Source organism: Roseomonas acroporae, from assembly GCF_023223525.1.
In the GTDB taxonomy this organism is placed as follows: domain Bacteria; phylum Pseudomonadota; class Alphaproteobacteria; order Acetobacterales; family Acetobacteraceae; genus Roseomonas_E; species Roseomonas_E acroporae.
In genome coordinates this window covers 76,415-89,376 of the sequence record NZ_JALPRX010000022.1, presented here as the reverse complement: position 1 = coordinate 89,376, position 12,962 = coordinate 76,415, and the positions used below count along the sequence as shown (strand labels likewise).

The following is a 12,962-nucleotide window of genomic DNA, read 5'->3' as shown; positions in this document are numbered from 1 at the left end:
GCGCCATGACGGACGACCACGCCGACCGCCCCGCCCGACCCGCCTCGGCCACCCGCCGGCGCCTCCTCGGCGCCGCCGCCGGCGCCGCGCTGGGATCGGGCGCCGTCACCGGCTTCCCGACCCTCTGGGCGCAGAACATCCGCAACGTCACGCTGCGGCAGTTCGGCACCGGCGTCTCGGCGCTGAACCCGATCGCCGAGCAGGTGAAGAAGGATCTGGGCTTCACCCTGAGCATGACCGCGCTCGACACCGACGCGGTGACGCAGCGCGCGGTGACGCAGCCGCGCTCCTACGACATCGCCGACATCGAGTACTTCGTCTGCAAGAAGGTCTGGCCGGCCGGCGTGCTGCAGCCGCTGGAGGTGAAGAAGATCGCGCTCTACGACAAGATCGTGCCGATCTTCACCACCGGCAAGCTGACGCCGGAGAGCCCGATCGCGCAGGGCACGGCGCCGCACACGGTGAGCTTCGTCGAGAGCAAGGGCGCCACCGCCTTCGCCCCGCATCCCACCGAGTGGATGACGCTGATCCCCACCATCTACAACGCCGACACGCTGGGCATCCGCCCCGACCTGGTCGGCCGGCCCATCCGCAACTGGAAGGACCTGGTGGACCCGGCCTTCAAGGGCAAGGCGTCGATCCTGAACATCCCGGGCATCGGCATCATGGACGCGGCCATGGTGATGGAGAGCCTCGGCACGCTGCGCTACGGCGACAAGGGCAACATGACCCGCGCCGAGATCGACAGGACCATCGCCTTCCTGATCGAGCAGAAGCGCGCCGGCCAGTTCCGCGCCTTCTGGAAGACCTTCGACGAGAGCGTGAACCTGATGGCCTCGGGCGAGGTGGTGATCCAGTCCATGTGGTCGCCGGCGGTGACGGCGGTGAAGACGCGCGGCATCCCCTGCGTCTACCAGCCGCTCGCCGAGGGCTACCGCGCCTGGGGCGGCGGGCTGGGCGTGGCCAAGCACCTCTCCGGGCTGCAGCTCGACGCGGCCTACGAGTACATCAACTGGTACCTCTCCGGCTGGTGCGGCGCCTACCTCAACCGGCAGGGCTACTACTCGGCGGTGCTGGACACGGCGAAGCGGCACATGAGCGAGAACGAGTGGGGCTACTGGATGGAGGGCAAGCCCGCCGCCGCCGACATCATGGGCCCGGACGGCAAGCTGCTCGACAAGGCGGGCTCGGTGCGCGACGGCGGCTCCTTCACCGACCGGATGGGCAAGGTGGCCTGCTGGAACTCGGTGATGAACGAGGACCGCTACATGGTCCAGAAATGGAACGAGTTCATCGCGGCCTGAACGGCGGCGGGCGGGTCTGACGGCGGCACGGGCGGGGGCGGCGGCATGAGCGACCGGATGGCGGGCAGCGGCACGGCCGCGCGGCTGCTGCCCTACCTTCAGGTGGCGCCGCTGGCGCTGATCCTCGGCGTGTTCCTGGTGGTGCCGATCCTCACCCTCGTCGTCGTCTCCTTCTTCGACTACGACAGCGTGCGGATCATCCCGGACTTCGTCTGGACCAACTACGCCGAGGTGCTGCTCTCCGCCGTCACCTGGCGCACCTACGCCAAGACGGTGTGGTTCGCGGCCCTGGTCTGGGCGATCACGCTGTTCATCGGCTTCTGGGTGGCCTACTTCCTGGCCTTCCACGTCCGCAGCCGGACGGTGCAGACGGCGCTGTTCCTGCTCTGCACCATCCCCTTCTGGACCTCCAACATCATCCGCATGATCTCCTGGGTGCCCTTCCTCGGGCGCAACGGGCTGCTGAACCAGGCGCTGCTCGGGCTCGGCGCGATCGACCGGCCGCTGGAATTCCTGCTCTTCTCGGACTTCGCGGTCGTGCTCGCCTTCGTCCACCTCTACACGCTGTTCATGGTGGTGCCGATCTTCAACACCATGATGCGCATCGACCGGCGACTGGTGGAGGCGGCGGTGGATGCCGGCGCCAATGCCTGGCAGGTGCTGACCAACGTCATCATCCCGCTCTCTAAGCCCGGCATCGCCATCGGCAGCATCTTCGTGGTGGTGCTGGTGATGGGCGACTTCATCACGGTGCGGCTGATGAGCGGCGGCCAGAGCGCCTCGGTGGGGCTGATGATCTACAACCAGATCTCGCTGCTGCAGTATCCCGCCGCCGCGGCCAACGCCGTGGTGCTGCTGGCCATCGTGCTGCTGATGGTGGGCGCAATCCTGCGCGTGGTCGACATCAGGCGGGAGCTGTAGGGCGATGGAGAAGGCCGGCTTCGGCAAATGGGTGCTCGGCGCCTTCTTCGTGCTGTTCGTGCTGTTCCTCTACGGGCCCACCCTCACCATCCTGATCCTCTCCTTCCAGGGGCCGGAGGGCGGGCTGACCTTCCCGATGCGCGGCGTCTCGCTGGTCTGGTTCCGGCGCCTGTTCGAGACCCAGGCGGTGGGCGACTTCGGCGGCTCGCTGACCCGCTCCCTGCTGCTCGCCTTCCTGGTGATGATGGCGACCGTGGTGGTCTCGCTCGCCGCCGGCCTCGCCTTCCGGCGGCGCTTCGCGGGCTCGGGCGCGCTGTTCTACCTCACCGTGGCCAGCCTGATCGTGCCCTCCATCCTGGTCAGCCTCGGCATCGGCATCCTGTTCAACCAGCTCGGCCTCGACACCGCCTGGTACAGCTCCGGCCTCGGCGCGCAGCTCACCTGGACGCTGCCCTTCGGCCTTCTTATCATGTTCGCCATCTTCAACCGCTTCGACGCCTCCTGGGAGGAGGCGGCGCGCGACCTCGGCGCGACCTCGTGGCAGACCTTCTCGCACGTCGTGCTGCCGATCATCCTGCCCAGCGTGGTCGGCGTCGCGCTGTTCGGCTTCACCCTCTCCTACGACGAGTTCGCCCGCACCCTGCTCACCGCCGGGGTGGACAACACCCTGCCGCTGGAGGTGTTCGGCATGACCACCAACATCACCACGCCCGTGCTCTACGCGCTCGGCACGCTCAGCACGGCGCTGAGCTTCGCGGTGATCGGGCTGGCGCTCGGGGCGGTGGCGGTGCTGCAACGGCGCCGCGCCAGGCGGCTCTCCGGCTGAGGCAGGCGCGATGAGGATCCCCACCCTCCCCTTCACCGTCACCGACTGGGACGCGATGGTGCCCACGGTGCATCCCGGCGAGACCGGCCACGCCCTGTGGCGGACGCTGGAGATCGGCGACCTGCGCGTGCGCATGGTGGAGTACTCGCCCGGCTACCTCGCCGACCACTGGTGCGACCGCGGCCACGTCCTGCTGGTGCTGGAAGGCGAGCTGGAATCGGAACTGCGCGACGGGCGCCGCTTCGTGCTCAAGCCGGGGATGAGCTACGAGGTCTCGGATCACGGCGACGCCGCCCACCGCTCCTCGACCCGGATCGGCGCGAAGCTGTTCATCGTGGACTGAAGGCGGCGCCGTGGCGCCGCCCCGGCCGGGAAGCGCCCGGCCGCTTCGCCCTATGCCGGCAGCGCCACGGCCTGGCGCGCCAGCAGGCGCCAGTGCCCGGCCTGCTTCTGCCAGACCATCAGCACCCCGATCCGCACCGGGACGCGGCGGCCGCCGCTCTCCGTGTCGCCGACCAGGACGTGCCGCACCACGGCCGCGTCGCCGGACAGGGCGATGCTCTGGTCGGACAGGGTGATGGCGTGGAAGATGCTGGTGCGGTTCACCAGCGCGTCGATGAACTGCGCCTTGTTCTCGACCCGGCCGGCGGAATGGCCGTAGCTGAGATGGTCCGAGACGAGCGCCGCGAGCCTGGCGCGGTCCGGCGCCAGCATGGCCTCGCGCAGCGCCTCGACGGCGTGCGCGACCGCCGCCTCGTCACTCCCCTGCGCGCGCAGCGGCGCGGCGGCAAGCAGCACGGCGCCACCGGCGGCCGCGAGCCCGAATCGACGACGTGTTGCGGACATCGCCTCTCCTCCCCTTCTTTCGCCGCCGCGCCGGGACGCGGCGGCTCGTTGCAGCCGCATCATAAGCCGTCTCCGGCCGGAACGCCCATGCCCCCACGTCGCGGCCGGAGGTTGGGACCGGGGAGCGATCGCCGGGGGGCCGGGCCCTCGGCGGCCGGCGGTCAGTGCGCCCGCAGCGCGAGGCTCGCGACCAGCGCCAGCGCCAGCAGCGCCGAGACCAGCTTCCAGGCCAGCAGCGGGTCGCGCTCGTAGAGCGGGCGGCGGCGGGCCGGCGCGGGCGCGCCGCGCGCCATGCCGGTCTCCAGCTCCAGCACCAGCTCCAGCGCGTCACCCTGCCGCTCGCGCGGGTCCGCGGCGACGGCGCGGGCCAGCGTCTCGTCCAGCCAGGCCGGCAGGTCGGGGCGCTTCGCGAGCAGCGAGCCCGGGCGGCCGAAGCGCGGGCGCGAGAAGGCCTCGACCTCGCCGTAGGGGTAGGCGCCGCCGCTCCACATCCGCCAGAGCGTGACGCCGAGCGCGAAGATGTCGGAACGCTCGTCGCCCGGCCTGCCGTCGAACAGCTCGGGGGCCATGTAGCTCGGCGTGCCGGGCGCGGCATCGGCGGCGAAGTCCTCCAGATGCGGCAGCCGGGCGACGCCGAGGTCGATCAGCTTGAGCCCGGCGGGCTGGCCGCGCGGCCCCTGCTCCCGGCTCGCCCGGGGGCCGCGCAGCAGCAGCACGTTGTCGGGCTTGATGTCGCGGTGCACGACGCCGGCCCGGTGCAGCGCCGCCACCGCCTTGCCGAGTTGCGTCGCGATGGCGATGCCCTCGGCCAGCCGCACCGGCGGCGGCCGCAGCAGGCGCCGCTCCAGCGTCTCGTCGCCGTAGTCCGGCATCACGGCGTAGAGCTGCGTGGCGCGGCCGGCGGGCGGCTCCAGCACCTCGCCCACGAAGGGGCTGCGGATGCGCGCGGCGATCCAGCTCTCGCGCAGGAAGGACTGGCGGAACGTCACCTCGGCGGTGGCGCCGGCCTTGGGGAACTTCACCACCACGGCGCGGCCGTCCGTCGTGTCGCGGCCGCGGAAGACGCGGCTGTAGCGGGCATCGGCGAGCAGCGTGTCCAGCGCGTAGCCGTCCACGACCGCGCCCGCGCGCGGCGGCGGCAGGATCGGCAGCGCCGCCATGGCGGATTCGAGGTCGGCCTGGTCGGGCGGCGGCAGGTCGAGGATGTCGAGCAGCAGCGCCGTGGCGTTGTCGCCGACGCGCGCGTCCAGCGCCTGGTCGACGAGGCGCCGCGCCGCCTCCTCGGTCCCGGCGCGCCGGTTCAGCTCGGCGGCGATCCGCGCATCGCTCAGGCCGCCGTGCACGCCGTCGCTGACGAGCAGCAGCCGGTCGTGCGCGCGCAGATCGTGCTCCGCGTAGTCGACGCGCACCCATTCGGCGGCGCCCACCGCGCGCAGCAGGGTGTGCGAGGTGCCGGGCCGGCCGGGCGTGTGATCGGTGGTGAGCTGCTGCAGCGCCCCGTCGCGCAGCCGGTAGAGGCGCGTGTCGCCGACATGAAGAATGTGCAACCGGCGGCCGCGCAGCACCGCCGCGGTGAGGGTGCAGGCCATGCCTTCGAGCGCCGGGTCGGTGCGGCCCTTGCTGTGGATCCAGCGGTTCACCGCCTCGATGGCGCGCGCGCCGGTGCGCCGCACGCCGAGCGCCGGGCTCTGGCCGAGCATGCCGTCGATGAAGCCGCGCACCGCGGTCTCGGCGGCGACGCGTCCCCCCTTGGCGCCGCCGACGCCGTCGGCGACCACGGCGATCACGCCCTGCAACGCGCGCCGCCGCGGCTCGCCGAGCCAGGCAGCGGCATAGTCCTCGTTGCGTGGGCGCATGCCCTGCTCGCTGACGAAGGCGAGGCGCACCTCCAGCCGTCCGTGCGGGCGGGCGGCGGTAAGGCCCTGCGTCGCCGTCCCCGGCTTCGTCTCCCCCCGGGCCTCCCTCGGGGCCTCCTTCTGGCTGTCGGGCAGGGTTCGGCCTCCTCTCGGCGAAGGGCGCGGCGGGCGGCGGAACGCACGCTGGGCGGGAGAACGGGCGATTTTGCGAAAGAGTGATCGTCACCGACACAAGCACCCTTGTCGAGAACGGTTCTGTGCTCATAGCTTTTCCGTACCGACGCCCCGCCGGGGGCGGCGCGAGGCAAGCCGAGGCCCGGCATCGGGACCCGCAGAGGCGGTCCCGATGTTAACTCGCCGCAAGATCAGCGCGGCGGCCCCCTGGCTTGACGAACGCCTCCCTGGTAGGACGCCGGCCACGCGCCACGACGGGCAAGGCCGAAGCCTTGCCGGGATACGTGGACGCAAAAGGGATGCGCCTGATCCAGTCACCACGGCGGTGCGCCGCACCGCGTGGCGGAGCCTTGCCCTGAAGGGCCCGGCACCACCGTTCCGCGTCGCGACGCCCGGCGAACGGACCTGCGCGCCTGCTGGCGCGCCAACGGGGTGATCGGCAGGGCATGGTCAGTCGGGCGTTCTTCCAGGCGGGACATCCGCCGACGCTGTTCGCGGCTTTCTTCTACTTCGACATGAGCTTCATGGTCTGGGTGATGCTGGGACCGCTCGGCGTCCAGATCGCCCAGGACCTGCACCTCGATGCCGGTCAGCGCGGCCTGATGGTGGCCGTGCCGCTGCTCTCCGGCGCGCTGCTGCGCGTGGTGAACGGTTTCCTAGTCGACCGCATCGGGCCGCTGCGCACGGGCATCATCGGGCAGGTGATCGTGCTGCTGGGGCTGCTGGTGGCGTGGTGGTTCGGCGTGCACAGCTTCGCCCAGGTGCTGCTGCTCGGCGTGGTGCTGGGCGTGGCCGGCGCCTCCTTCGCGGTGGCGCTGCCGCTGGCCTCGCGCTGGTACCCGCCGGAGTTGCAGGGCATCGCGCTCGGAATCGCGGGGGCGGGCAATTCCGGCGTGGTGTTCGCGGCGCTGTTCGCGCCCGGCCTCGCCGCCGCCTTCGGCTGGACCAACGTGTTCGGGCTGGCCTGCATCCCGCTCGGAATCGCCTTCATCACCTACCTGCTGCTCGCGCGCGAGAGCCCGGAGCGGCCGCCGCCCAAGACCTTCGCCGAGTACATGCAGGTGTTCCGCATCGGCGACGCGTGGTGGTTCATGTTCTTCTACGGCGTCACCTTCGGCGGCTTCTCCGGCCTCGCCTCCTCCCTGCCCTCCTACTTCCACGACCAGTACGGGCTGGACCCGAAGGTGGCCGGCTACTTCGCCGCCGCCTGCGTCTTCGCGGGCTCGCTGGTGCGGCCGATCGGCGGCACGCTGGCCGACCGGATCGGCGGCATCAAGGCGCTGAGCTTCATGTACGCGGTGGCGGCGATCGCGATCGCGGTGGTCAGCTTCGGCCTGCCCACGGCGGGCATGGCGCTCACCGTGTTCATCGTCGGCATGCTGGCCTTCGGCATGGGCAACGGCGCGGTGTTCCAGCTCGTGCCGCAGCGCTTCCGGCGCGAGATCGGCATCATGACCGGCCTCGTCGGCATGACCGGCGGCGTCGGCGGGTTCTGGCTCGCCTCCTCGCTCGGCTACTCGAAGCAGCTCACCGGCTCCTACCAGCTCGGCTTCCTGGTCTTCGCCGCGCTGGCGGCGATCGCGCTGGCCGGGCTGACCACGGTGAAGACCCGCTGGCGCACCACCTGGGGCGCGGCCCCGGGCGTCGGGCGGATCTGAACCGATGACGGGCGCGCTGGCCCTGCCCGAGGCGGCGCTCGGCTCGCACTGCCCCTATTGCGCCCTGCAATGCGCGATGCGGCTGGTGCCGGACGAGCAGGACCCGACGCGCCTCGCCGCCAGCGCGCGCGACTTCCCGAGCAACCGCGGCGGGATGTGCCGCAAGGGCTGGACCGCGGCCGAGCCGCTCCAGTCGCCCGACCGGCTGACCACGCCGCTGCTGCGCGACCGCAAGGGCGCGACGCTGCGGCCGGCAAGCTGGGACGAGGCGCTGGACCGGGTCGTCGCCGGCCTGCGCGACGCGCAGGCGAAGGGCGGGCCGGACGCGGCCGCCATCTTCGGCGGCGGCGGGCTGACCAACGAGAAGGCCTACCTGCTCGGCAAGTTCGCGCGAATCGGCCTCGGCACGCGCAACATCGACTACAACGGCCGCTTCTGCATGGCCTCGGCGGCGGCGGCGGGCACGCGCGCCCTCGGGCTGGACCGCGGCTTCCCCTTCCCGCTCTCGGATCTGCCCGAGGCGGATGCGATCCTGATCGTCGGCGGCAACCCGGCCGAGACCATGCCGCCGATCATGCAGTACTTCGACGCGCTGAAGGCGAAGGGCGGCAGGCTGATCGTCTCCGACCCGCGGCGCACCGCGACCGCCGAGGCGGCGACGCTGCACCTGCAGCCGACGCCCGGCACCGACGCGGCGCTGGCCAACGGGCTGCTGCACGTCGCCGTGCGCGACCGGCTGATCGACGAGGGCTACATCGCCGCCCGCACCGAGGGGTTCGAGGCGGTGCGCCGGCTGGTGGCCTCCTGGTGGCCGGACCGGACGGAGCGCGTGACCGGCGTGCCGGCACGGCTGATCGAGCAGGCCGCGCACATGCTGGGCGAGGCGCCCAACGCCTACGTCCTGACCGGGCGCGGGCCGGAGCAGCAGAGCCACGGCGTGGACAACGTGCTGGCCTTCATCAACCTGGCGCTGGCGCTGGGCAAGGTGGGGAAGCTGCATTCCGGCTGGGGCACCTTCACCGGCCAGGGCAACGGCCAGGGCGGGCGCGAGCACGGCCAGAAGGCGGACCAGCTTCCCGGCTACCGGATGCTCGCCAACCCCGAGCACCGGCGCCACGTCGCCGCCGTGTGGGGCGTCGATCCGGACAGCCTGCCGCCGCCCGGCCCTTCCGCCATGGAGCTGCTGGCGCAATGCGGCGCCGAGGGCGGCATCCGCGCGCTGATCGTGCTCGGCGCCAACCTGCTGGTCTCGGCGCCCGCCGTCGGGCAGCTGCGCGAGCGGCTGGAGTCGCTCGACCTGCTCGTCGTCGGCGACCCGTTCCTCTCCGAGACCGCCGCGATCGCCGACGTGGTGCTGCCCGTGGCGCAATGGGCCGAGGAGGAGGGCACCATGACCAACCTGGAGGGCCGCATCATCCTGCGCCGGCGCATGGTGCAGCCGGCGCCGGGGGTGCGGACCGACGCCGAGATCGTCAAGGCGCTGGCCGACCGGCTGGGCCATGGCGACCGCTTCACCGCCGAGCCGCGCGCCATCTTCGAGGAGCTGCGCCGCGCCAGCGCCGGCGGGCTCGCCGACTATTCCGGCGTGACCTGGGAACGGATCGCCGCCGAGGACGGCGTGTTCTGGCCCTGCCCCGAGGGCGAGGCCGGCACGCCGCGCCCCTTCCTCGACCGCTTCCCGACCGCGAGCGGGCGGGCGAAATTCCACCGCGTCGATCACCGCGTGACGGCGGAGGAGCCGGATTCCGACTACCCGCTCTTCCTCACCACCGGCCGGGTGATGGCGCAGTACCAGTCCGGCACGCAGACGCGCCGCGTCGCCGCGCTGAACGAGGCCGAGCCCGCCGCCTTCTGCGAGATCCATGCCGAGATGGCGCGGACGCTCGGCATCCGCGAGGGCGAGCCGGTGCGGCTGACCAGCCGGCGCGGCACCGCCCTGGTGCGCGCCCGCTTCTCCCGCTCCATCCGCATGGACACGGTGTTCGTGCCCTTCCACTGGGGCGGCGAGGCCTGCGCCAACCTGCTCACCAGCACCTATCTCGACCCGGTCTCGCGCATACCGGAGTTCAAGGTCTGCGCCGTCCGCGTCGAGCCGGCCGGCGCCATGCCGGCGACGGCCGACGCGGCGATGCTGCCGGCCGGCACGGCGCCGGCCTGACGACTTCCGCCGCCACCCACCACGCCAAGGGATGACCATGGAAACCACCTCGCACTTCATCAACGGCATCTTCCCGTTCAGCGGCACGGGCCTCGCGAAGCCGGCGATGCTCGATGCCGCCACGGCCTACACCGTGCCGTCGGACAAGCGCGCGCAGCTCATCTACTTCCGGGCCGGCAATTCGGCGGACGCGCTGGTCTCGGTCAGCCTGACGAAGGACGGCAAGCCGATGCGCATGTTCCCGATCGGCGCCAAGTCCGCCGTCCACGTGCCGCTCGCCGTGGTCGAGGACATCTTCCCCGAGAGCCGGATCGAGGTGCTCGTCGCGGCGCCAGAGGGCGTCTCGGGCGAGATCGTGCTCGACATCGGCCTGCTCGAAGTCTGAACCGCGAGACCCAGGGAGCCACGCGCATGGCCAAGCAGAAGCTGGTCGTCATCGGCAACGGCATGGCGGGCGCGCGTGCGGTCGAGGAAGTGCTCGCCCGCGGCGGCGCCGAGATGTTCGACATCGTCATGTTCGGCGACGAGCCGCACGGCAACTACAACCGCATCATGCTGTCCAACATCCTGAGCGGGCAGCAGACCTACGACGAGATCTTCCTCAACCCGCTCCCCTGGTACGCGGAGAACGGGATCACGCTGCATGCCGGCGAGCGGGTGACCGAGATCGACCGCTTCGCCAAGGTCGTCACCTCGGCCGGCGGCGTGAAGGAGCACTACGACGTGCTGCTGATCTCGACCGGCAGCCGCGCCTTCATGCCGCCCATCCCCGGCCTGCACACCGCCGGCGGCACGCTCAAGCCCGGCGTGTTCGGCTTCCGCACCATCGAGGACACCAACGGCATGGTGGCCGCCGCCGCCCCCGGCGTGAAGGCGGTGGTGATCGGCGGCGGCCTGCTCGGGCTGGAAGCGGCGCGCGGCCTGCTGAACCACGGCTGCGATTCGACCGTGGTGCATCTCGGCGGCCACCTGATGGACGCGCAGCTCGACGCCACGGGCGGCGCCATGCTGCGCACCGCCATGGAGCGGATGGGCGTCAGGGTCCTGCTGTCGAAGTCCACCACCGAGGTGCTGGGCGAGGACAAGGTCACCGGCCTCACCTTCAAGGACGGCGAGACCATCGACTGCGACCTGCTGGTGGTCGCGGCCGGCATCCGGCCCAACGCCGAGATCGGCACGCGGGCGGGCCTCACCGTCGAGCGGGCCATCGTGGTGGACAACCACATGCGCTCCGTGGACGACCCGAGCGTCTACGTGGTGGGCGAGTGCGCGCAGCACCGCGGCATGGTGTACGGCCTGGTCGCGCCGCTCTGGGACCAGGCCAAGGTTTTCGCCGACCACGTCACCGGCCGCAACCGGGATGCCGCCTATCACGGCTCCAAGCTCGCGACCAAGCTGAAGGTGATGGGCGTCGAGCTGGCCTCCATGGGCATCACCATGCCCAAGGAGGAGCGCGACGAGGTCATCCAGTTCATGGAGCCGAAGAAGGGCACCTACAAGAAGCTGATCGTGCGCGAGGGGCGGCTGGTCGGCGGCATCCTGATGGGCGACATCTCCAAGGCCGCCTTCCTGATGCAGGCCTTCGACCGGGATTCGCCGCTGCCGGACGAGCGGCTCTCGCTGCTGTTCGACCTCGGCGCGCCGCCGCAGAAGGTGACGCTCGACGAGATGCCGGCCGAGGCGCAGGTGTGCAACTGCAACGGCGTCTCCAAGGCCGCGATCGGCACGGCCGTGGCCGGCGGCTGCAAGACCGTGACGGCGGTGATGAACGCCACGCGCGCCGGCAAGGGCTGCGGCTCCTGCAAGGGCCTCGTCGGCGACGTGGTGGCGTGGTTCCTCGGCGGCGCGGTGGAGGAGGATCCTTCCGTCCACTGGTACGTGCCCTGCATCCCGATGAAGAAGCAGGAGCTGGTGGCGGCGATCCGCGAGCAGGAGCTGAAGTCCGTCTCCGCCGTGTTCCGCGCCCTGGCCGGCGGCGTCGAGGACCCGGCGAGCAAGATCCCGCTCGCCTCGCTGCTCAACACCATCTGGCCCGGCGAGTACGTGGACGAGCGCGACGCGCGCTTCATCAACGACCGCGTGCACGGCAACATCCAGAAGGACGGCACCTTCTCCGTGGTGCCGGAGATGGCGGGCGGGCTCTGCACGCCGGAGGAGCTGGTGCGCATCGCCAACGCGGCGGTGAAGTACAAGGTGCCGCTGGTGAAGCTGACCGGCGGCCAGCGCATCGACCTCGTCGGCGTGAAGAAGGAGGACCTGCCGGGCATCTGGCGCGACATCGGCATGCCGGCCGGCCACGCCTGGGGCAAGAGCTACCGCACCTGCAAGAGCTGCATCGGCATCGACTACTGCCGCTTCGGCCTCGGCGACAGCATGGGGCTGGCGACCCGCATCGAGAAGACCTTCCGCGCGCTTTCCGACAGCCCGGGCAAGATGAAGCTCGGCACCACCGGCTGCCCGCGCAACTGCTCCGAGGCGCTGATCAAGGATGTCGGCATGGTCGCGGTGGGCGACGGCAAGTGGGAGATCTACATCGGCGGCGCCGGCGGCGCGCATGTCCGCAAGGGCGACCTGCTCTGCACGGTGGAGGGCGAGGACGAGGTGATGAAGGTCATCGGCCGCTTCATGCAGTTCTACCGCGAGGACGCGAAGTACAAGGAGCGCACCTACACCTGGGTGCCGCGCATCGGCCTGGAGCGCATACGCGCCGTGGTGGTGGACGATTCGGAGGGCTGGTGCGAGCGCTTCGACCGCGAGATCGAGGCGGCGATCGCGGCCTATCGCGACCCGTGGCTGGACCGCGACGCGCCGAAGACGGCGAACCAGTTCGCCTCTCTGATCCCGGCGGAGGGCTGAGCGATGCCGGGAGATACGCTCACCAGGGAACACGTGCTCGGCAACGTCGACGAGATACCGGTCGGCGAGGGGCGGAATTTCGAGGTCGCCGGCCGCACCGTCGCGGTGTTCCGCAACCATGCGGGCGAGGTGTTCGCCTCGCAGGCGGATTGCCCGCATCTCGGCGGGCCGCTGGCGGACGGCATGCTGGGGGGCAGCACCATCATGTGCCCCCTGCACGACCGCATGTTCGACCTGCGCACCGGCAGCGTGCTGGTGGGGGAATGCGGCATCACCGTCTACCCGATCCGCAAGGCCGAGGACGGGACGCTGCTGCTGAGCCTGGACGGCTGAAGCCGCGCGGGCGAACGGAAGGAGGGGCCT

General features: G+C 71.4%; 11 protein-coding genes. 9 read left to right on the top strand and 2 right to left on the bottom strand.

The features are described 5' to 3' along the window. The first annotated feature begins 5 nt into the window (after positions 1-5). From M0638_RS06230 to M0638_RS06215, 4 genes are read left to right on the top strand one after another with little or no spacing between them, the layout of a single operon-like run. Positions 6-1,304, top strand: a complete 1,299-nt coding sequence (locus tag M0638_RS06230; RefSeq protein WP_248666095.1) for an ABC transporter substrate-binding protein — start codon at positions 6-8, stop codon at positions 1,302-1,304. 45 nt (positions 1,305-1,349) lie between these two features. After that, complete coding sequence (locus M0638_RS06225) at positions 1,350-2,225, top strand: ABC transporter permease (protein ID WP_248666094.1); 876 nt, start codon at positions 1,350-1,352, stop codon at positions 2,223-2,225. A 4-nt stretch (positions 2,226-2,229) separates the two neighbouring features. Then, entirely contained in the window at positions 2,230-3,051 is an 822-nt protein-coding gene (locus tag M0638_RS06220; protein WP_248666093.1) for an ABC transporter permease, read from the top strand. A 10-nt stretch (positions 3,052-3,061) separates the two neighbouring features. Next, positions 3,062-3,394 carry a DHCW motif cupin fold protein gene (locus tag M0638_RS06215; RefSeq protein WP_248666092.1) on the top strand — a complete coding sequence of 111 codons (333 nt, stop codon included), beginning with the start codon at positions 3,062-3,064 and terminating at the stop codon, positions 3,392-3,394. 50 nt (positions 3,395-3,444) lie between these two features. Here M0638_RS06215 and M0638_RS06210 read toward each other — a convergent pair whose 3' ends face one another. Together M0638_RS06210 and M0638_RS06205 are read right to left on the bottom strand one after the other, a co-directional pair. Next, positions 3,445-3,897 carry a nuclear transport factor 2 family protein gene (locus tag M0638_RS06210; RefSeq protein ID WP_248666091.1) on the bottom strand — a complete coding sequence of 151 codons (453 nt, stop codon included), beginning with the start codon at positions 3,895-3,897 and terminating at the stop codon, positions 3,445-3,447. A gap of 161 nt (positions 3,898-4,058) precedes the next feature. Further along, the gene (locus tag M0638_RS06205) at positions 4,059-5,783 is read right to left on the bottom strand and encodes a bifunctional protein-serine/threonine kinase/phosphatase (RefSeq protein ID WP_248666090.1); all 1,725 of its coding nucleotides are present in this window, start codon (positions 5,781-5,783) and stop codon (positions 4,059-4,061) included. Between the two features lie 590 nt (positions 5,784-6,373). On the opposite strand from M0638_RS06205, the gene M0638_RS06200 reads away from it, so the two are divergent. From M0638_RS06200 to M0638_RS06180, 5 genes are read left to right on the top strand one after another with little or no spacing between them, the layout of a single operon-like run. Continuing rightward, positions 6,374-7,585, top strand: coding sequence for a nitrate/nitrite transporter (locus M0638_RS06200; RefSeq protein WP_248666089.1), 1,212 nt, complete (start codon positions 6,374-6,376; stop codon positions 7,583-7,585). Between the two features lie 4 nt (positions 7,586-7,589). Further along, positions 7,590-9,743 carry a molybdopterin oxidoreductase family protein gene (locus M0638_RS06195; RefSeq protein WP_248666088.1) on the top strand — a complete coding sequence of 718 codons (2,154 nt, stop codon included), beginning with the start codon at positions 7,590-7,592 and terminating at the stop codon, positions 9,741-9,743. Positions 9,744-9,780: 37 nt separating this feature from the next. Further along, positions 9,781-10,128 (top strand): hypothetical protein, encoded by a 348-nt coding sequence (locus tag M0638_RS06190; protein WP_248666087.1) that lies wholly within the window; start codon positions 9,781-9,783, stop codon positions 10,126-10,128. 26 nt (positions 10,129-10,154) lie between these two features. Then, positions 10,155-12,599, top strand: coding sequence for a nitrite reductase large subunit NirB (nirB, locus tag M0638_RS06185; RefSeq protein ID WP_248666086.1), 2,445 nt, complete (start codon positions 10,155-10,157; stop codon positions 12,597-12,599). Positions 12,600-12,602: 3 nt separating this feature from the next. Further along, the gene (locus M0638_RS06180; RefSeq protein ID WP_248666085.1) at positions 12,603-12,932 is read left to right on the top strand and encodes a Rieske (2Fe-2S) protein; all 330 of its coding nucleotides are present in this window, start codon (positions 12,603-12,605) and stop codon (positions 12,930-12,932) included. Positions 12,933-12,962: the final 30 nt, after the last annotated feature.

Excerpts from the sequence above, each read along its gene's own strand:
- M0638_RS06190 (WP_248666087.1), top strand. The coding sequence starts at position 9,781 with ATGGAAACCACCTCGCACTTCATCAACGGCATCTTCCCGTTCAGCGGC.
- nirB (WP_248666086.1), top strand. The coding sequence starts at position 10,155 with ATGGCCAAGCAGAAGCTGGTCGTCATCGGCAACGGCATGGCGGGCGCG.
- M0638_RS06225 (WP_248666094.1), top strand. The coding sequence starts at position 1,350 with ATGAGCGACCGGATGGCGGGCAGCGGCACGGCCGCGCGGCTGCTGCCC.
- M0638_RS06195 (WP_248666088.1), top strand. The coding sequence starts at position 7,590 with ATGACGGGCGCGCTGGCCCTGCCCGAGGCGGCGCTCGGCTCGCACTGC.
- M0638_RS06210 (WP_248666091.1), bottom strand. The coding sequence starts at position 3,897 with ATGTCCGCAACACGTCGTCGATTCGGGCTCGCGGCCGCCGGTGGCGCC.
- M0638_RS06220 (WP_248666093.1), top strand. The coding sequence starts at position 2,230 with ATGGAGAAGGCCGGCTTCGGCAAATGGGTGCTCGGCGCCTTCTTCGTG.
- M0638_RS06200 (WP_248666089.1), top strand. The coding sequence starts at position 6,374 with ATGGTCAGTCGGGCGTTCTTCCAGGCGGGACATCCGCCGACGCTGTTC.
- M0638_RS06215 (WP_248666092.1), top strand. The coding sequence starts at position 3,062 with ATGAGGATCCCCACCCTCCCCTTCACCGTCACCGACTGGGACGCGATG.
- M0638_RS06180 (WP_248666085.1), top strand. The coding sequence starts at position 12,603 with ATGCCGGGAGATACGCTCACCAGGGAACACGTGCTCGGCAACGTCGAC.
- M0638_RS06230 (WP_248666095.1), top strand. The coding sequence starts at position 6 with ATGACGGACGACCACGCCGACCGCCCCGCCCGACCCGCCTCGGCCACC.